15 protein-coding genes and 3 tRNA genes are annotated in these 17,953 nt (G+C 63.8%); 6 read left to right on the top strand and 12 right to left on the bottom strand.

The features are described 5' to 3' along the window. Nucleotides 1–12 precede the first annotated feature (12 nt). From ACSKT0_RS16325 to ACSKT0_RS16315, 3 genes are read left to right on the top strand one after another with little or no spacing between them, the layout of a single operon-like run. Nucleotides 13–1,833, top strand: coding sequence for an L-aspartate oxidase (locus ACSKT0_RS16325; RefSeq protein ID WP_437770722.1), 1,821 nt, complete (start codon nt 13–15; stop codon nt 1,831–1,833). Further along, nucleotides 1,826–2,722 carry a carboxylating nicotinate-nucleotide diphosphorylase gene (nadC, locus tag ACSKT0_RS16320; RefSeq protein ID WP_437770721.1) on the top strand — a complete coding sequence of 299 codons (897 nt, stop codon included), beginning with the start codon at nt 1,826–1,828 and terminating at the stop codon, nt 2,720–2,722. The genes ACSKT0_RS16325 and nadC overlap by 8 nt, the downstream gene beginning before the upstream one ends. Nucleotides 2,723–2,726: 4 nt before the next feature. Beyond that, nucleotides 2,727–3,884 (top strand): cysteine desulfurase family protein, encoded by a 1,158-nt coding sequence (locus tag ACSKT0_RS16315; RefSeq protein WP_437770720.1) that lies wholly within the window; start codon nt 2,727–2,729, stop codon nt 3,882–3,884. Between the two features lie 89 nt (nt 3,885–3,973). Here the strand turns inward: ACSKT0_RS16315 and ACSKT0_RS16310 are convergent, their stop codons facing one another. Genes ACSKT0_RS16310 through ACSKT0_RS16300 form a run of 3 tightly spaced genes read right to left on the bottom strand, consistent with a single transcriptional unit; the run spans nt 3,974 to nt 6,028 of the window. Further along, nucleotides 3,974–4,465: a GtrA family protein gene (locus tag ACSKT0_RS16310; protein WP_437770719.1), complete on the bottom strand. Its 492-nt coding sequence runs from the start codon at nt 4,463–4,465 to the stop codon at nt 3,974–3,976. 18 nt (nt 4,466–4,483) lie between these two features. Beyond that, nucleotides 4,484–5,332, bottom strand: a complete 849-nt coding sequence (locus ACSKT0_RS16305) for a fumarylacetoacetate hydrolase family protein (protein ID WP_437770718.1) — start codon at nt 5,330–5,332, stop codon at nt 4,484–4,486. A gap of 27 nt (nt 5,333–5,359) precedes the next feature. Then, nucleotides 5,360–6,028: a DUF1684 domain-containing protein gene (locus ACSKT0_RS16300; RefSeq protein ID WP_437770717.1), complete on the bottom strand. Its 669-nt coding sequence runs from the start codon at nt 6,026–6,028 to the stop codon at nt 5,360–5,362. A 122-nt stretch (nt 6,029–6,150) separates the two neighbouring features. On the opposite strand from ACSKT0_RS16300, the gene ACSKT0_RS16295 reads away from it, so the two are divergent. Next, complete coding sequence (locus tag ACSKT0_RS16295) at nt 6,151–6,960, top strand: hypothetical protein (protein WP_437770716.1); 810 nt, start codon at nt 6,151–6,153, stop codon at nt 6,958–6,960. Nucleotides 6,961–7,039: 79 nt separating this feature from the next. Beyond that, nucleotides 7,040–7,846, top strand: coding sequence for a transglutaminase-like domain-containing protein (locus ACSKT0_RS16290; protein WP_437770715.1), 807 nt, complete (start codon nt 7,040–7,042; stop codon nt 7,844–7,846). Between the two features lie 6 nt (nt 7,847–7,852). On the opposite strand, the gene ACSKT0_RS16285 is transcribed toward ACSKT0_RS16290, so the two are convergent. The 7 genes from ACSKT0_RS16285 to bcp all read right to left on the bottom strand — a co-directional run bounded on the left by ACSKT0_RS16285 (nt 7,853) and on the right by bcp (nt 16,924). Further along, nucleotides 7,853–8,332 carry a MarR family winged helix-turn-helix transcriptional regulator gene (locus ACSKT0_RS16285; RefSeq protein WP_437770714.1) on the bottom strand — a complete coding sequence of 160 codons (480 nt, stop codon included), beginning with the start codon at nt 8,330–8,332 and terminating at the stop codon, nt 7,853–7,855. Beyond that, entirely contained in the window at nt 8,329–9,450 is a 1,122-nt protein-coding gene (locus ACSKT0_RS16280) for an LLM class flavin-dependent oxidoreductase (RefSeq protein WP_437770713.1), read from the bottom strand. Before ACSKT0_RS16280 ends, ACSKT0_RS16285 begins: the two co-directional genes overlap by 4 nt. A 126-nt stretch (nt 9,451–9,576) precedes the next feature. Continuing rightward, on the bottom strand, nt 9,577–12,801 hold the full coding sequence (locus tag ACSKT0_RS16275; RefSeq protein WP_437770712.1) for an efflux RND transporter permease subunit: 3,225 nt from the start codon (nt 12,799–12,801) through the stop codon (nt 9,577–9,579). A 64-nt stretch (nt 12,802–12,865) separates the two neighbouring features. After that, nucleotides 12,866–14,371 (bottom strand): malate:quinone oxidoreductase, encoded by a 1,506-nt coding sequence (locus ACSKT0_RS16270; RefSeq protein WP_437770711.1) that lies wholly within the window; start codon nt 14,369–14,371, stop codon nt 12,866–12,868. A 79-nt stretch (nt 14,372–14,450) separates the two neighbouring features. Continuing rightward, nucleotides 14,451–16,118 (bottom strand): ABC transporter substrate-binding protein, encoded by a 1,668-nt coding sequence (locus tag ACSKT0_RS16265; protein WP_437770710.1) that lies wholly within the window; start codon nt 16,116–16,118, stop codon nt 14,451–14,453. Nucleotides 16,119–16,251: 133 nt separating this feature from the next. Continuing rightward, a tRNA-Leu gene (locus ACSKT0_RS16260) sits at nt 16,252–16,333 on the bottom strand. Between the two features lie 117 nt (nt 16,334–16,450). Beyond that, nucleotides 16,451–16,924: a thioredoxin-dependent thiol peroxidase gene (bcp, locus tag ACSKT0_RS16255; protein WP_437770709.1), complete on the bottom strand. Its 474-nt coding sequence runs from the start codon at nt 16,922–16,924 to the stop codon at nt 16,451–16,453. 109 nt (nt 16,925–17,033) lie between these two features. On the opposite strand from bcp, the gene ACSKT0_RS16250 reads away from it, so the two are divergent. Further along, nucleotides 17,034–17,522 (top strand): MarR family winged helix-turn-helix transcriptional regulator, encoded by a 489-nt coding sequence (locus ACSKT0_RS16250; protein WP_437770708.1) that lies wholly within the window; start codon nt 17,034–17,036, stop codon nt 17,520–17,522. Nucleotides 17,523–17,637: 115 nt separating this feature from the next. Here ACSKT0_RS16250 and ACSKT0_RS16245 read toward each other — a convergent pair. Together ACSKT0_RS16245 and ACSKT0_RS16240 are read right to left on the bottom strand one after the other, a co-directional pair. Then, nucleotides 17,638–17,713, bottom strand: a tRNA-Lys gene (locus tag ACSKT0_RS16245). A 70-nt stretch (nt 17,714–17,783) separates the two neighbouring features. Further along, nucleotides 17,784–17,859: transfer RNA gene (locus ACSKT0_RS16240), tRNA-Lys, on the bottom strand. Nucleotides 17,860–17,953: the final 94 nt, after the last annotated feature.

Raw genomic sequence — 17,953 nt, 5'->3', positions numbered from 1 at the left:
ATCGAGCCTCACATGACTGCAGAACGCATTCCCGGTGCTCCGGCGCGGCGGCGGCTCGTCGTCGTCGGAAGCGGCATCGCCGGCCTCTACTCCGCGCTTCTGGCCGCCGATGCCGGTGCGGAGGTCGTCATGCTCAGCAAAGGCGCGCTGGCGGACAGCAACACCTTCTTCGCCCAGGGCGGGATTTCGGCAGTGCTGGACGAGCCCGCCCCCGGGGATACCGTCGCCGCGCACATCGCGGACACCCTCAACGCCGGCGCGGGCCACTGCAATGTGGAGGCCGTGCGGGTGCTGTGCACCGAAGCGCGCCTCGACATCATGGGGCTCGAGCGTTTTGGCGTCCGGTTCGACGCGGACGACGACGGCGATCCCGCCTTGGGGCTCGAAGCCGCCCACTCCGCGCCAAGGATCCTGCACACCGGCGGAGACGCCACCGGTGCCGGGGTCGCGAACGCGCTCATCCTGGCCGTCCTTGACGCGCAGGATGCCGGGAAGATCCAGGTGCTGGGACATGCCCAGGCGACTTCCCTGCTCCAGTCCGAGGGGCGTGTGACAGGCGTTGAATTCCTGCGCAACGGCCGCCTTGAGAACGTAATCGGCGATGCCGTACTGCTGGCCACCGGTGGGGCTGGGCAACTGTTTGCCCAGACCACCAATCCTTCGGTGGCAACGGCTGACGGGCTCGCGCTCGCATGGCGGGCAGGCGCCGAGCTCGCAGACCTGGAGTTCTTCCAATTCCACCCCACGAGCATGGTCCTCGCAGCTGCCGATGGACCAGCTCCCCTCGGCGCCGATCCGCTCCTCATTTCCGAAGCGGTCCGCGGCGAAGGCGCCATCCTGCTGGACACGAATGGCCAGCGATTCATGCCGGGCTACCACCCGGACGCCGAACTGGCGCCGCGCGACGTCGTCTCCCGCAGCATCGCCCTCCACCTGGCTTCGCTTGGTGATCCGAATGGCCACGTCTTCCTTGACGCCCGGGTCGTGGAAGCGAACAAGGGGGACGGCTTCCTTGAGAAGCGCTTCCCCACGCTTAGCGCCCGGACCCGCGAAGCCGGCATCGACTGGACCATCGAACCCGTTCCGGTTGCCCCTGCGGCCCACTACTGGATGGGTGGCGTAGTCACAGACCTGTTCGGCCGTACTTCCGTTCCCGGGTTGCTCGCGGCGGGCGAAGTAGCGTGTACCGGAGTCCAGGGCGCGAACCGTTTGGCCAGCAACTCCTTGCTCGAAGGGCTGGTGTTCGGGCGGCGGGCTGTTGAAGGGTTCCTTGGCGAGGTGTTCCCTGGGTGGGCGCCGCCGAACGGCACCCCTCCGCGTGCTCCCCACGATCTCCCTAACTTCGCAAGCTCGGCCAGGGAACCCGGATCGCGTGGGCCCGCGGCCGCGGGCGGCCTCGCTTTTACGCACGCTTCCGGGATACCGCACGACGGCGCTCGGCGCACCAACGCTGCCGGGACACCGTCAGACGAAAGTCGCCTCACCGCGTGGCAGCCTGAGCTGGTCCCCGAGCCCTTCTCCCGTGCCGCCCTTCGGCGGTTGATGACTGCCAAGGCGGGGGTGCTTCGGACCGGGGGGTTGCTGCGGGAGGCCGCAGAGTCGCTCGACGCTTGGGCCGACGTCGTGCTTCCTGAGAATGTGCCGGATTCTGCGGATCCGAGCGTGCACGAGGATGCTAATTTGCTCCTTGCCGCGCAGTTGTTGGTGCAGGCGGCGGGGGCGCGGCGGGGGTCCCTCGGGGCGCATTATCGGAGTGACGCCGCCGAAACCCATCGCGACGAAATTGTTCAGAGATACACGATCGGCCGGAAAGCGAGCCTCGTCAATGACTAGCCTGACCCTCCCCGCAGCACCCGTCCGGGACATTTTGGAGCGGGCTTTCGCGGAGGACGCGCCGAGTGGCGACATCACCTCGCAGTTGCTCATTCCCGCAGAAGCCCGGGCCACTGCCGTGCTCAATGCCCGGGTTCCGGGGGTCTTCAGCGGCGGCACGGTGTTCCGCGACGCCATGCTGCTCGTCGACCCGGACACCGAAGTGGAGCTGCTGCTCGCGGACGGTGAAGCATTCGACGCCGGAACCCACCTAGCGCGGGTCAGCGGCCGCGCCCGCTCGGTGCTGCTCGCCGAACGCGTCGGGCTCAACCTTGCCCAGCGCATGAGTGCCATTGCCACCAAGACCGCCGAGTTCGTCAAGCTGGTCGACGGCACCAAAGCCCGTATTACAGACACGAGGAAGACAACCCCCGGGCTGCGGGTATTGGAACGCTACGCCGTACGCTGCGGCGGGGGAGCCAACCACCGCTACAGTCTGTCCGATGCCGTTCTGGCCAAGGACAACCACCTGGCCGTGATGACCGGTGGGGACTCCGCCAAGCTCACCGCGCTGCTCAAGGCCGCCAAAGCCCAGCTGGGCCACACCACGCACTTCGAAGTGGAAGTGGACAATGCCGAGCAGATCGAACCTGTGCTAGCGGCCGGTGTCGACACGATCATGCTGGACAACTTTTCCCTTGAGGAGCTCCGTGCCGGTGTGAAGCAGGTGGCCGGCCGCGCCGTCGTCGAGGCGAGCGGCAACGTCAACGTGAACACTGTGGCGGACATCGCCGCCGCGGGAGTCGATGTCATTTCCATCGGCGGACTCACGCACAGCGTCAACGCGCTGGACCTCGGCCTGGACGTGACGCTCGACGTGACACCGGACCCATCCCTGGCTTTCGGCTGAGGCCATGATCTTCCTCGACGCCGCGGCGACCACACCCGTCCGCAGGGAAGTCCTCGAAGCGATGTGGCCGTACCTGACGGGGGAGTTCGGCAATCCCTCAAGCCATCACAGCCTCGGCGAAGCTGCTGCGAACGCGTTGTCGGGTGCACGGGCGTCGGTAGCGAAAGCCTTGGGTTGCCGGCCCGGCGAGATCACCTTCACTTCCGGCGGCACCGAGGCGGACAACCTGGCAGTGAAAGGAATCGCCCTCGCGAGACGTGCGGCGGACGCTGCGCTGAACCGCGTTGTCATCAGCGCCATCGAGCACCCCGCCGTCGAAGAATCCGCGCTCTACCTGCAACGCGTCCATGGGTTCGAGGTGGACGTGGTCCCCGTGGACCGGCACGGCGTGGTGACGCCCGAGGCGCTCCGGGCTGTGCTGGGTCCGGAGACAGCCCTCGTCAGCATCATGTATGCGAATAACGAGATCGGGACAGTGCAGCCCGTGCGGCAACTCGCGGAGGTGGCTGCGGAACATGGCGTGCCGTTCCACACGGACGCCGTCCAGGCTGCCGGCTGGCTACCGATTGGCGTCAAGGAACTGGGAGTAGACGCGCTGAGTATCTCGGGCCACAAGCTTGGCGCGCCGAAGGGCAGCGGCGTGCTCTACGCCAAGGGAAGGCTGCGCATTGAACCGCTGGTCCATGGCGGCGGCCAGGAGCGCGGCAGGCGCTCCGGGACCGAAAACGTTGCGGGTGCCGTTGCGCTAGCCACGGCACTGACTCTTGCCCATGCAGGGCAGTCGGAACTGGCGGGGCGTGTCTCGGAATTGCGGGATGCCTTCATCCGCGCTGTCCTTGACGCCGTGCCCGTTGCTGTGCTGACCGGCCACCCCTCGCAGCGCTTGCCATCTGTCGCGTCCTTCTGCTTCCCGGGGACGAGCGGCGAGTCGGTCTTGCTTGAGCTTGAGCGGCTTGGCGTGGTGTGCTCGAGCGGATCGGCCTGCGCTGCGGGATCCGACGCTCCCTCGCCGGTCCTGCTGGCCTTGGGAATCGAGGCCGAGGTGGCCCACACTGCTGTCCGTTTCAGCTTCGACTCCACGGTGACGCCAGCGGAACTGGAGCAAGCCGCGGAAGCAGTGGCCGCCGCCGTCGGGAGCGTTCAGGGGCTCGGTCGCCGCTGACGTCCCCGACCCAACTGACTCGCATTTAATGTCGTTTTGAGGGCTCAAAACGACATCTACTGCTAGCCAGTTGGGAATCCGACAGGGAATCAAACGTGGCGGGCCCGGCGGAAAATCCAGTGCCGCAGCATCGTGAACCGCACCGCCGTCGCGACGAATCCGGACAGCGTGGTGGTCCAGAGGTCCTCCTCGAGGGTGGCTTCGGGCCGCAACGCGTGCAGCACGCCCAGGCTCCCGCCGGTGATGACCAGTGCCACAGCGATCACGATCAGCCCGTTGAGGTGGTCCTGGGCTCTCTTCCGGTTGCCGCTGATCTTGAAGGTCAGCCGCCGGTTCAGGGCCGTGTTCATGAGCGAGGTGATGATCAGCGCTGCGGCGTTGGCAGGTTGGGGTCCCATCCACGGCCGGAACAGAGCGTACAGCGCCAGCGACGTGACGGTGCAGATGATCCCGACGCCGGTGAAACGGATGAGTTGCCTGACCGCCGGATAGCGCAGCACGCCTTTGCGGCGCTTGCTTGTATTTGGCCTGGAAGGGGACGTCTGCCGCGTCTCAATTGCCGGCACGGCAGGAGGCTCCATGGCTCAAGCCTTTCATATCTAGCTGGGAAATTTCTCCCAAGATGCTGCGACGACGGGGTTGCTGAGCTCTCCAATGCCCTCAACCCGGCAGGTCACAAGGTCTCCGGGCTCGATCCTGGCGCACTCAGCCGGGAAGCCTGTGAGGACCAGGTCTCCGGGGTGCAATGTCATGAACGAAGTGAGGTAGACGAGGATCTCGTCCACTTTCCATCCGAGGTCGGCCGTGCTGGCCGTCCGCAATTCCTTGCCGTTGTGCACGATACCGATTGAAAGGTCGCCCTCAGCGAGGTCGGTGACGATCCACGGTCCCGCAGGAGTGAAGGTGTCCTGGCTTTTCGCGCTGATCCATAGTTCGTCGGTCTTTTGCAGGTCCCGCGCCGAGACGTCGTTGCCGATCGTGAAACCGAGGATCGCGTCGCGCGCATTGTCGAGCGTGAGCCCGCGGACCTTTCGCCCGACGACGACGGTCAGTTCCGCTTCGGGGTCCACGTAACCGACATCCGAGGCCAGTTCGATGGCGTCGCCCGGTCCGATGACACTTGTGGCGGCTTTGTGGAACGCCTGCGCGGGCAGATCCCGGCCCGGCTGCCCGGTGTTGTGTGCCATACCGAACACATTGGCGGGCACAGACGGCGCAAGGAACGTGAACGCTTCCTCGGAAACCTCGGTGCCCCTCATCCATCCCGGTCGCCCGGCACTGCTGCTGTTTGCCGACGAGCCGGGGAACGGGCTGTCCACTACAGTCCAGTTCCGGCCTTGTGCGGAGGCGAAGTCGTCGGCGTCGTTCGCGACGAAGAAGTGTTCGTCCGGCGAGGCGGGGGAGAGCGGGCGGACCCGGGCGATCCGGTGAGCACGTGTGGAAGTCATGAAGACATCCTACGTCCTTCGGCCTCATTAGACGGGAAGGTAGAGTTCCCCCACGGGGATGTCCGCGGCCAGGCGATTCGCCGGACCGGCCAAGGGGCAGGCCCAGGCCTCGTTGTATGCGCAGGACGGGTTGTAGGCGAAATTGAAGTCGAGCACGAACTCTTGTTGCCCGGATCCGCGAAGACCGTGGAAGGCTCCCTTGATGGTGTCCAGCAAGTAGCGGCCGGCGCCGTAACTTCCTCCGGGTTTGCCGGCCGTGGCGTCGCGGAAGGGCACGAAGATGCCGCCGCCGTAGCTGCGCAGGCGCCACACGGCCAGCGAGCCGAGCTCGTCGAGGTCGAAGGTGCCGAGGCGGACAAACGGCACCACGCCGTCGGTTCCGGTCTGGACGTTCATCTCCTGGCCCGCGCCTTCCGGAGAAAGGGAAGCGTAACGGCGAAACCGGGAATCGTAGTCCGCCGTGCGCAGGCCCGAGAAAGACCGCTTGCTGGCGGGAGTCAGTGCCGAGGCCGGGTGGGTTCCGAACATGCGGTCCCGTTCCTGGCGCCAGTAGACATGGGCTTGGAAGGGGTCGTCCATCGCGATTTTACGCACGTCGTCATACAGGGCAAACGTCCGCAAACGCCAGTCCGCGATGTCCATCGCGGAGATGTCCGCCACATTGTTTTCGTCCTCATCAAGCTGATCGGGGGCCATGCGTCCAGCCTAGCCCTACGATGCGGGCCGAAGCGGCGCCGCAAGTGCATCGGTTGGGTTTCACGTGCGAAACGCCGATCGAGACAGGCAGGCGGTGGCTCGGCGCCGCTAGGCTGGTGCGCATGAGAGCAAAGCGGATCCCGTTGAAGTTTTCAGTCGCCGTCCTCGGTGCCCTCATCGTGGTCGCCACGGCTGGCTGTAGTTCCGAGGGCAAGGGCGGGCCTGTATGGACGGCCGGGTCCAACAGTGCGGCACCAGGGAGCGCGACGCCGTCGGGCTCGGGTACGGCACCGCCGTCGGGCAGTTCCACTGGGAGCCCCTCTGCCGCCAGTACCGCGACGGCGGGGGCGACCGCCTCGGCGTGGAAGACATACTCGGATCCGGCCAAGAAGGTCAGCTTTGATCTTCCGAGTGACTGGATTGCGCAATCGGTGACGCCCGACGCCGGTTCCATGCCGGGCGCACTGAAGATCGAGGTCAAAGACGCCAAGGGCGGCTATCTTGCGACCCTGCACACGGGACTGCCCTCGGCGAGTCCGGCAGACTGCAATCCGGCCGCCAAGCGCCCCTACACGGTGGTCAGCAGCGTGCCCATAGACCTGCCCCAAGCCGACGGTGATTCCATGATCCCCCCGCACGTGGTGTTCCGGGTCATCCAAGGCTACAAATTCTTCGGCTCATACGGAATCACCAACTTGGTGGCCGGCACTGATGGCCAGGCCTGCCAGTTGCGGAACCTTGTGGTGGGACCCGCCGGAAAGGGCAACTACTACTTCGGGGACATGCAAGCCGTGCATGCCTTCGCCACGGACGAAGTTGTTGCTCCCGCGAAGTCCTTTGACACCTTGGACCAAGCGGCCAAGTACGTCGACCAGAGTTCGGAATTCGCCAACGTCCAGCGGATGCTATTGTCTCTGAAGGTCAATCTGTAGAACCCGGGATTGACAGAAACTCGTCGGCGCCAACCCTGCATAATTTGTGGGTTGTCCAGCCGCAACACTCCGGAGATCCATGGAACGCAACGTTGCTGCCCAGCTCGTTTTCAAGACCGTAGCCAACACCAAGGTGGCCATGGCAATAGCCGTGGCCAGCAATCCTGGCTATGAATCGTTGACCGAAGAGCTGTCAGTCACGGTGGAAGGCGAAGCTGTTCCGCTCACCGAGCTGACGGACCATCACGGTGGACGTTTCCAGTACATGGAGTTCGAGGAACCCAGCGAGGTAACTGTTGATTACCGCGCCTCGGTGGAGGGCTTGGGTGTCCCCGATGAGTCCTCCCGGATGGAGCTCATCCGCTATGTCCGTCCCAGCCGCTATGCCGAGTCCGATCGGCTTCTTCCGACGTCGTACGCCGAGTTCGGCGGGCTGCACGGCGAGGAGCTGTTGCAGGCAGTCCGGAACTGGGTCCACAACGAGCTCCGTTACGTCAGTGGTTCCTCGCGGGGGACGGACGGCGCAGTGGAAACGCTCCTGCACCGCAAAGGTGTTTGCCGGGACTTCGCCCACCTTGCCATTGCCCTCCTGCGCTCCAAGGACATCCCCGCCCGTCTCGCCGCGGTGTATGCGCCCGGGTTGAGCCCCATGGACTTCCATGCCGTGGCTGAGGCCCACATCGACGGAACCTGGTACGTGATCGATCCCACCGGCCTGGCTCCGCGCGAGTCCATGCTGCGTATTACGGCCGGACGCGATTCCTCGGACACGGCGTTCCTGTCCACGGTGGGCGGCAGCTTGTCGTTGAAGAGCTTGAAGGTCACCGCGATAGTGGCCGACGCTTTGCCGGATGAGGATCCGGCAAAGCTGGTCGTCCTCCGCTAGTTTTCGCTAGCCTTCGCGCGGCTGCTTGTGTGCGACGAACACTTGCAGCTTTTCCGTCAGGCGAAGCAGCTCACGCTGCTCTTCGGCTGTCAGGGCCGGGGCCACAAGTTCGGCGATGTCGCGGATGTGCTCGCGGCCGATCTCCTTCTGTAGTTCCTGCCCGGCCGCCGTAAGCCCCAGCAGGATCCCGCGTCCGTCGTCGGGAGCGATGCTGCGCTCCACGAGACCGCGCTTCTCCAACCTGTCAACCAGCCTGCTCAGGCTGGATTGGCTGAGCAGGACGTGATCGTTGATCTCGTTCAGCCGCAGCTTGCCCGTGGGGCAACGGGAAAGAGTGAACAGGACGTCATACTCCTTGATGGGCAGCTTCTTGAACGCCTGCCCGGCCTGGAGCCGGCGCATCACCGCCACCTGGGAGCGGAACAAGGACTCCCAGGTTTCGGCGGCGAGGCGCACGGCGGACGAGGTGGGTGCTGCGGTGGTCATGGGGTCCGCCCGGCGGAATTGGAAACCGCCTCGCTGGCCGAGGCGATCACGGACGCTGCCACCCGGGATGCATGGGTGGGTGCATCAGGTACGTGGGCCGGCTTGCGGTCCTCGAATTCCTTGCGCAGGACCGGCAGGACTTCTTCGCCAAAGAGGTCCAGTTGCTCCAGGACGGTCTTGAGCGGTAGGCCCGCGTGGTCCACAAGGAACAGTTGGCGCTGGTAGTCGCCAAAGTATTCGCGGAAAGTCAGGGTCTTTTCGATGACTTCCTGCGGACTGCCAACGGTCAGGGGCGTCTGGGACGTGAAGTCCTCGAGCGAGGGTCCGTGGCCGTACACCGGTGCATTGTCGAAGTAGGGGCGGAATTCCTTCACGGCGTCCTGGGAGTTCTTGCGCATGAAGAACTGCCCGCCGAGTCCCACAATGGCTTGGTCAGCGTTGCCGTGCCCGTAGTGCTCATAGCGTTCGCGGTAGAGTCCGATCAGCTGCTGGTAGTGCTCTTTGGGCCAGAAGATGTTATTGGCGAAGAAGCCGTCGCCGTAGTACGCGGCGAGTTCCGCGATCTGCGGGCTGCGGATGGAGCCGTGCCAGACGAAGGGCGCGACGCCGTCAAGCGGGCGGGGCGTGGAGGTGAAGTTCTGCAGCGGCGTGCGGTACTTGCCGCTCCAATTGACGGTGTCCTCATCCCAGAGCCGGCGGAGCAGGGAATAGTTCTCCACAGCGAGTTCGATCCCGTCCTGGATGTTCTTGCCGAACCAGGGGTAGACGGGGGCGGTGTTGCCGCGGCCCATGATGAGGTCCACGCGGCCATCCGCGAGGTGCTGGAGCATCGCGAAATCTTCGGCGATCTTGACGGGATCGTTCGTGGTGATCAGCGTGGTGGACGTTGACAGCGTGATGCGTTCAGTCTGCGCTGCGATGTACGCCAGTGTGGTGGTGGGGGAGGAAGAGAAGAAGGGGCGGTTGTGGTGCTCGCCGATCGCATAGACGTCCATGCCGATCTCTTCGACCTTCTTTGCGATCGCCACGGCGGCCTTGATGCGTTCGTTCTCCGTGGGGGTGTGGCCCGTGGTGGGGTCAGTGGTGATGTCGCTGACGCTGAATACGCCGATCTCCATGATGTGCCTTTCTGCCTGCCCGATTGGTGTGCGGGCTCTGCCAACAGTCTATCCCAAAATAGATGCATTTGCATGTATCACTGCCTGCAACAGGGTACGGCATCATTTTGTTCCCGGTGTATCGCCCTACTCGGCGGGACTGGAGGCAGACCGGCGGCCGGTGAGTTTCGGAATCATTCCGGTAGTCCAGTCCGCGTGTTCGTCCTCGCCGTGTCCGGCGATACCGTCCTTCGCGACGTCGGGGCGTTGCATGAGTGCCTTGAGCAGCGCCTTCTTCTCCCGCCGGCCTTCGACCAGTTTGTAGAGGACGGGCACAAGGACGAGCGTCAAAGCCGTGGACGAAACAAGGCCGCCGATAACCACGATCGCGAGCGGCCGGGAAATGAACCCGCCGCCTCCCGTGAGGCCCAAAGCCATGGGCGTCAGGGCGAATACTGTAGCAAGCGCCGTCATGAGGATAGGACGTAGCCGCTGCCTGGCGCCGTGCGTGATGGCATCCGCCACGGTCATTCCGGGGCTGCCATCGTGTGGTTTGCGGTACTGGTTGATGAGGTCGATCAGCACGATCGCATTGGTCACGACGATTCCCACCAACATCAGCATGCCGATCAGGGAAGGCAGTCCGAGAGGAACACCCGTGACCAGGAGCAAAGCGATGGCGCCGGTCGCCGCGAAAGGCACGGAGACCAACAGGATGAGGGGCTGGATGAGGGACTTGAACGCGGCCACCATGATGACATAGACAATGGCGACGGCGGCCAGGAGCGCGAGGCCGAGCTGGCGGAAGGAGTCCGCCTGCTGAGTCGTGGCGCCGCCGATGGTGGCGGTAACGCCCGCAGGCAGCTGCACCGAGGCCAGCCGGTCGCTGACGGCCGTGCTGACGGCGCCAAGATTGGAGCCCGACGGCGTCACGGTCACCTTCGCGCTCCGCTGGCCGTTGCTGCTGGTGATGGAGACCGGAGTGTCCACTTGGTCTACGGACGCGATGCTCGAGAGCGGAACCGGCCCCGCCGGCGTCGGGAGATTGATGGCCCTGACATCGGCGATGCTGCTGAAGTGCGTGCCTTCGCCGATCTGTACCGGGAAGTCCGTGGTGTCGATACGGACAGTGCCTGCGGGGACGGGACTGACGGTGGACGCCAGGACGCCGGCAACTTGTTCTTCGTTCAGCCCGGCGGCGACGGCCTTGGCGCGATCAACCTTCACCTGCACTACCGACTGGCTGGCATCCAGGTTTGTGGCTACCTCGGCACTCCCGGGCACGCCGTCCATGGCCTTGGCCACCGCGTCGCTTGCCGTCTTGAGATCCGCCGAGTTGGCAGCGTTGATGGTGATGTCGACGCTGGAGGACGTGCCGAGGCCGCCTTGCTGCGCACCAACAGTGACCTTCCCGGGAGCCGAGGCGCTGGCGAGGCGGGACCGGACTGTGTCCTGCAGTTTCTGCTGGTCAGCCTTATCGTCCGTCACCACCGTGAAAGTCGAGTTGGAAGCGCCACTTGAGGTGAGGGCGGCGAATCCCGTTTGGGCGTTGCCCGAGGTGACCTGGACGTCCTTGATTCCGTCGATCCCGCGGAGGACCGATTCCAGCTGCGCGGCGGCGGCGCCGGTCTGCTCCAGGCTGGTGCCGGCAGGAAGGACCTGGCGCACGGTCGTGCTGTTCTGGCCGGAGTTGCCGAGCAGGTCCGTGGCGAGCAGAGGGGACATGGCAGCTGTTCCACCCAATACCAGGACCGCGGCGACGATCGTCATGACCGGGTGCTTCTGGGTCTTGGACAGGATGGGCAAATAGCCGCGCTGCAGCCGGCTGCGTTGCTCTGCCTCGTGCGCCTTGGTTCGGGCATCCTCCGCGGCACGGACGTCCTCCGCGGCCGTGGCCGGCGACGGCGATTTGAGGAACCAGTACGCCAGCACCGGAACGATGGTGAGGGACACGAGCAACGAGGACAACAGGGCGATGGTCACCGTCAGGGCGAACGGCCGGAATAGTTCGCCCGCCAGGTTGCCCACAAAGGCGATCGGCAGGAAGACGGCAACCGTGGTGAGGGTGGACGCCGTGATGGCGCCGGCGACTTCCCGGATCGAATTGAGGATGGCCGCGAGCTTGTGCTCGCCGTAGCTGAGGTGCCGTTTGATGTTCTCGATCACCACGATCGAGTCGTCCACAACACGGCCGATTGCGATGGTCAGTGCGCCAAGCGTGAGGATGTTGAGCGAGTAGTGGGTTGCCGATATGCCGATGAACGTGATTAGGAGCGACAGCGGAATGGATACCGCCGTCACGAGCGTGGAGCGTACGGACATCAGGAACACGAGGATGATTGCCACCGCGAAGCTAAGTCCAAGAAGGCCTTCCGTGGTGAGGTCCTTGATGGACTTTTCGATGTACGGGGCCTGGTCGAACACTGGCGTGAAGTGCGCATTGGAGCCGAGTTCGGCTTCCATCTGGGGAATGGAATCCTTGACAGCGTGCGAAATGGCGACGGTATCGCCGTCGGGCTTCTTCGTGATGGACAGGGCCAGCGTGGGTTTCCCGTTAGTCCGGGTAATCGAGGTTGCGGCGTCGTCCTTGATGCCAACGTCGGCAACCGAGCCGATCGTGGTTCCGGCCTTCGCTCCGGTGAGCGGCAAGCCCTTGATGACGTCGAGGGAGTCCACCGGGCTGCCGATCTGCAGGGAGAGGGTCTTGCCCTGATCCTCGATGGTTCCGGCCGGGACGAGAGTCCCGTTGTTCTTGAGGGCGTTCGTAAGGGACTGAACCGTGGCGCCGCTGGCGGCCATGGCCTGGGCTTTGGGTTGGATCAGGATGTGCTGGGTAGCCCCGCCCGTCACGTCGGCGCTCCGGACCCCGTCCAGTTTCTGGAGCCGGGGGACGCTCAAGCGCTGCAGGTCCGTGTTCAGCTCGCTGAGGGACTTGTCCGAAGAGACCGCCAGGTACACGATCGGGAAGTCGCTGATGCTGCCGGCAAAAGACCGGGGCTCGACGTCGGCAGGCAGAACGCGCTTGGCGTTGGAGATGGCGCGATCGATCTGGTTGCGTGCGCGGTCCAGGTTCGAACCGTAGGTAAACACCATGGAGATCTGCGAAACACCGTTCCGCGACGTCGACGTGGTCGATTCCAGGCCCTCGACGCTGTTCAGTGCCGCTTCGAGGGGACGGCTGAGTTGCTTGTCGACAACTTCCGGGGACGCGCCCGGCATCGCCGTGATCACCGAGATCTGCGGGAACTCGATCGAGGGGATGAGCTCCTGCTTGAGGGAAGACATGGTGATCACGCCGAACACCGCCGCGAAGACGGTGATCAGCGCAATCAATGCCCTGTTCGCCAGTGAAAGCTTTGCCAGACGGAACATTGCACTGTCTCCTGGGATCTACGGTCTGTTTCTTGTCTCGAACCGGCCGCAGCCCGGACGGTTGCTAGTGCTGAACGGCGTCGGCGGGCTCAAGCTGGAGCGAACGGGCAGTGCTCGATTCCAGCTCGGCGGCAAGGTCCGGATTGTCGTTCAGTTTGACGCCGTAGCCTGGCATCATTTCCTTGAGCTTGGACTGCCAGCCCTTGAAGTTCTTCGGGAAGGACCGCTGGAGCATCTCGATCATGATCGGGACCGCGGTTGAGGCTCCGGGGGAGGCGCCGAGCAGTGCCCCGATGGAGCCGTCACGAGCCGTGATGACTTCGGTGCCGAACTGCAGCACGCCGCCCTTCTTGGAGTCCTTCTTGATGATCTGCACCCGCTGGCCCGCGGTGATGAGCTCCCAATTGCCGCCGTCGGCCTGGGGGTAGTACTCGCGGAGGGACTCCACCTTGGCGTCGTGGCGCTTGGCGACTTCCTTGATGAGGTACGCAGTCAGGTCCATGTTGTCCTTGGCCACGGCCAGCATCGGGATGATGTTGCTCGGGCGGATGGACAGCGGCAGGTCAAGGTAGCTGCTCGTCTTGAGGAAGTTGGTGGAGAAGCCGGCGTACGGGCCGAAAAGCAGGGAACGCTTGCCGCCAACGTAGCGAGTATCCAGGTGCGGCACGGACATGGGCGGGGCACCCACGGAGGCCTGGCCGTATACCTTGGCGCTGTGCTGGCCGGCGATAGCCTCGTCAGTGCAGCGGAAGAACTGCCCGGAAACCGGGAAACCGCCGTAGCCCTTGCTTTCCGGGATGCCTGATGCCTGGAGCAAGTGGAGCGCTCCGCCGCCGGCGCCGACAAAGACGAACTTGGCGTGGATCTGGCCGTGTTCGCCGGAAGCGGGGTGCTTGAGCGAAAGGTCCCAGCCGCCGTCGGAGGCTTTGCTCACATTGGTGACGTCGTGGCCGTAGTTGACTTCAACGCCGTTGGCAGCGAGGTAGCCGGTCAGTTCGCGGGTCAAGGCGCCGAAGTCGACGTCGGTGCCTTCCGCCGCGCGGGTGGCGGCAACGCGCTGCTTGGCGTCGCGGCCCCTGACGATGAGCGGAGCCCACTTGGCGATCTGTGCCTGGTCTTCCGTGTATTCCATGCTGCGGAAGAGCGTGTTGGGCTTGAGTGCCTCGTAGCGGGTCTTGAGGAAGTCTGCGTGCTTGTCTCCGATGACGAAGCTCATATGCGGGACGGTGTTGATGAAGCCCTTGGGGGAGCCGATCAACTTGTTGTCCACGAGGTGGGACCAGAACTGCCGGGAGAGCTGGAATTGCTCGTTGATGTGGAGGGCCTTGGACGGGTCAACGGAGCCGTCCTTCGCTGCAGGTGAGTAATTAAGCTCACACAGCGCTGCGTGCCCGGTTCCCGCGTTGTTCCACGGTCCGGAGCTTTCCAGGCCGGCTTCGTCGAGTCGCTCAAAGAGGGAGATGGTCCAGCTGGGTTCGAGTTGCTTGATGAACGCACCCAAGGTTGCGCTCATGATCCCGCCCCCAATAAGGACGACGTCAGCGTGGTTTGTCTTGGAAATGAAGGTCACGATCAATCTCCGATAGCGGCGGCACTGGCTGTCACAGAATATCCCCGCGTAGGCGCATAACTGAAATTGCGGCGGGACGTCAAGACTTCAGGCGAACGTTTGTAAAAACTTCGTTTAAGACAGGCGACGCCGGGTACTTCTCGACGCGGTCGGAAAGGGCCAACGCCGAGATCGGGAAGGCGATGGGTACCGCAGGGACCGTGGCAGCGATCTGGGCATTGATGGTCTGGTACTGGGAGTTGCGGTCAGCGCCGTCGGGCAGACCCCGGGCCCGGTCGATCTTTGAGAACACCTGTGGATCGCTGTAGCCGAACTCGCCGTTGTTTTCGCCGAACAGCGTGCCCACGAAGTTGTCCGGGTCTGAGTAGGCGCCATTCCAGCCGAGCAAATGGAGCGCATGGTCACCGGGGGACTGGACCTTCTGGAGGTAGCCGTCGTCCCAGTTCACGGGTACCGGCTTGATGTTCAGCCCGATGGCGGTGAGCTCCGCACTGATCTCCGCGTAGATCTTCTCCGGAGTGGGAAGGTAGGCGCGCGTGACATTGAGCGGGTAGTAGAACTTGAGTTCCTCGCCTTTGTAGCCGGACTTGGCGAGCAGTTGCTTGGCTTTGTCCGGGTCGTATCCCAGGGACGGTGCGTTGTTGTTGAAGCCGCTCAGCTTGGGGGGAACGAACTGGGTCGCCGGCGAGGTGTTGTCGATGAAGAACTTGTGGATGAGGGTGTCTTTGTCGATGGCCATCTCGATTGCCTGGCGCACGCCAAGGTTCTGGAGGGGCGCCACGGACTCGTTCATCCCCAGGTACATCACGGAAAACGGATCCCGTTGGACGATTTGCATGCCCTTCTTGACCAATTGGTCGAAGGTGCCGGCGGTGACAAGGTCATATCCGTCGATGGTTCCTGCGAGCAAGGCCGAGAGCCGGGCCTGCGGATAGTCAAACGGAATGAAGTTGACTGTGGCTATCTCTCCGCGGTCGCCCCAGTAGCCCTTGTAGCTGTTGAGCGTGATGCGGTTCTGGGTCCATGAGGAGAAAACGTACGGGCCCGTGCCCACGGGGTGGGAGGCGTAGGCCGATGCCGGCTGACCGGACAGTTTCTTGTCCAGGGCGTCGGCCTTGCCGTCCGTCATCGCTTTCGGGGACGACATCGCGAACGCCGGCAGCGTCAAGGCCTGAAGGAAGCCCGTGAAAGGCTTGGCCAGATTGATTTGGACGTGGTCGGGAGAGACAACCTTGCAGTTCTTGAAGAGCGAAAGGGAAGGTTCGTCCGAGAAGGATTTGAAGACGCTCTTGAATGCGATGCCCGGTGCCTGCTGACGCACGGCCACCGGGAAGTTGAACCAACGGTTGAAATTGCTGCAGACGGCTGCGGCGTCAAAGACGGTTCCATCGTGGAAGGTCACCTTTGACCGCAACTTGAAGTCGTAGCTAAGTCCGTCATTCCCTTGCGACCAAGAGGTGGCCAGCAGGGGAGTTGGCTGGCCGGTGGACGCGTCGACCCCTACGAGGCCTTCCATCACTTGCCGGGTGACGCGATACGACTCGGAGTCGTTCGTCACGGCGGGATCGAGCCCAAGCGGCATCGACGGGGTGCCAAAGTTGAAGGTCTTGCTCGGCTCTGCCGAGGCGCCGCCCGCGGCCGATGTCGACGGTGCCGGTCCGGGACTTACAGTGCACGAGGTCAAGGCCACGGCCAGAAGGCCTGCGCCGATTTGTAGCGTGACTCGGCGAAGCTTGCTGCTTACCACTCTTGTCCCCTCAAGGCAGTTGGACGGGCTGAGGCCCGCGGCAGCCGGACCGCAGTCCAGTCTAGTTCAGGGCCCTGAGTCCCGGCTGGAAACCGGAAGTGCCCCGGCCAAGGACCGGGGCACTTCCTGAATGTGCGCAAGGGGGGACTTGAACCCCCACGCCCGAAGGCACAGGAACCTAAATCCTGCGTGTCTGCCAATTTCACCACTCGCGCTGGTGTTGGTATCCGGACCGGGATCCAGGGATTCCCGCTCCGGTCATATACCGGCCTCCATTGTACCCGCGGTTTCGCGCCACCTATTCCAGCCGCGCCTATGCGGCGATGCCGTGGCTACTTGTCGAGTTTGAGGTCCCTGCGGAGTTTGGCGACATGGCCGGTGGCCCGCACGTTGTACTGTGCCACGGCCACCTTGCCGTCGGGGTCCACCACGATCGTCGAGCGGATGAGCCCTTGGTAGGTGCGCCCGTAGTTCTTCTTTTCGCCCCAAGTCGCATAGGCCTCAGCCACGTGGTGCCCTTCGTCGGACAGCAGGGGGAAAGTCAGTGCTTCTTCGGCCACAAACTTTTCCAGGTCCTTCACCGTGTCCGGAGAGATGCCAAGGACCTCGTAACCGGCAGCCTGAAGGGTTGCGAGGGAATCGCGGAAGTCGCAGGCTTGCTTGGCACATGCCGGCGTGGAAGCCGCGGGGTAGAAATAAATAACGGTATTGCGGCCGCGGTACGAGGCCAGGCTGACCTCGCGACCCGTGTGATCCTTGAGGGTGAAGTCCGGGGCAGTGCCGCCTGGAATGAGTCGTTCGGCCATTTGTGCTCCTTGCTAGCGTTCGCGATCACTTAGCTTAGTGACGGGCTGGCCGCTTCACGAATTGAACGTCGGTCCTGATCTGCGCGCTGCGGTCTATATACTGGCCCTTATGCCTGATATGGAACGGTGGCCCACCGGGCGCCTGCTCTCCACGGCCGCGCGACTCGTGGAGCATGCCTGGAACGAGAAACTGCGCGGTATGGACCTGACCCATGCCGGGGTCATTGTCATGGAAGTACTTGCCGTCAACGGACCGACCACGCAGTCGACGCTCGCACAGATCGTCCGGGTTCAGGCTCAGACAATGGGGAAGACGCTCACCAGGCTGGAAGCCCACGGCCACGTCAGCCGCGCGCGCAGCGTGTCCGACCGCCGGAGCCAAGTAGTCAGTTTGACCGAGGCGGGGGAGCACACCCTCGGGCTCGCCACGCAATTGGAACGCGAAGTGCTTGCACCTGTGCCCGTGGACACTGCCAAACTGCGGCGGGAGCTCCAGTCGCTGGTACGCGAACTGGCGAACAATCATTCCTCGGCAGTCGTAAACGACATTGTGGCCGCAGCGGATTCAGGCGCGGCGCCGGGCGAAGCCTCCAACTAAGCTTCTGGGGCCTGGTCCGGTGAAGCTGGTCCGGTAAAGTCCGGCCCGCGGCGGAGCCGGCGGAAAAGCAAAAAGATCCCTGGACGGCCATTCAGCCATCCAGGGATCTTCCCTTTGGTGCACCCCCCGGGACTTGAACCCGGAACCCATTGATTAAGAGTCAATTGCTCTGCCAATTGAGCTAGAGGTGCAATTGTTTGTTGCTCGCAACGCAAAGAAATAACCCTTGAGCGGCTGCTGCCGCTCAAGGGTCCTTCCCTTTGGTGCACCCCCCGGGACTTGAACCCGGAACCCATTGATTAAGAGTCAATTGCTCTGCCAATTGAGCTAGAGGTGCATTTGTCGATTTCGATCAACGGAGGGCTTTTCTTCCCTCGTTGATCTCCGCAACGACATGTAACTCTACACGACAGTTGCCGAAGTGTGAAATC

This window comes from Arthrobacter sp. KNU40 (assembly GCF_051515115.1).
Classification (GTDB): domain Bacteria; phylum Actinomycetota; class Actinomycetes; order Actinomycetales; family Micrococcaceae; genus Arthrobacter.
Note: the sequence above shows the minus strand (reverse complement) of the source record. Positions and strands in the feature narration are given on the sequence as shown.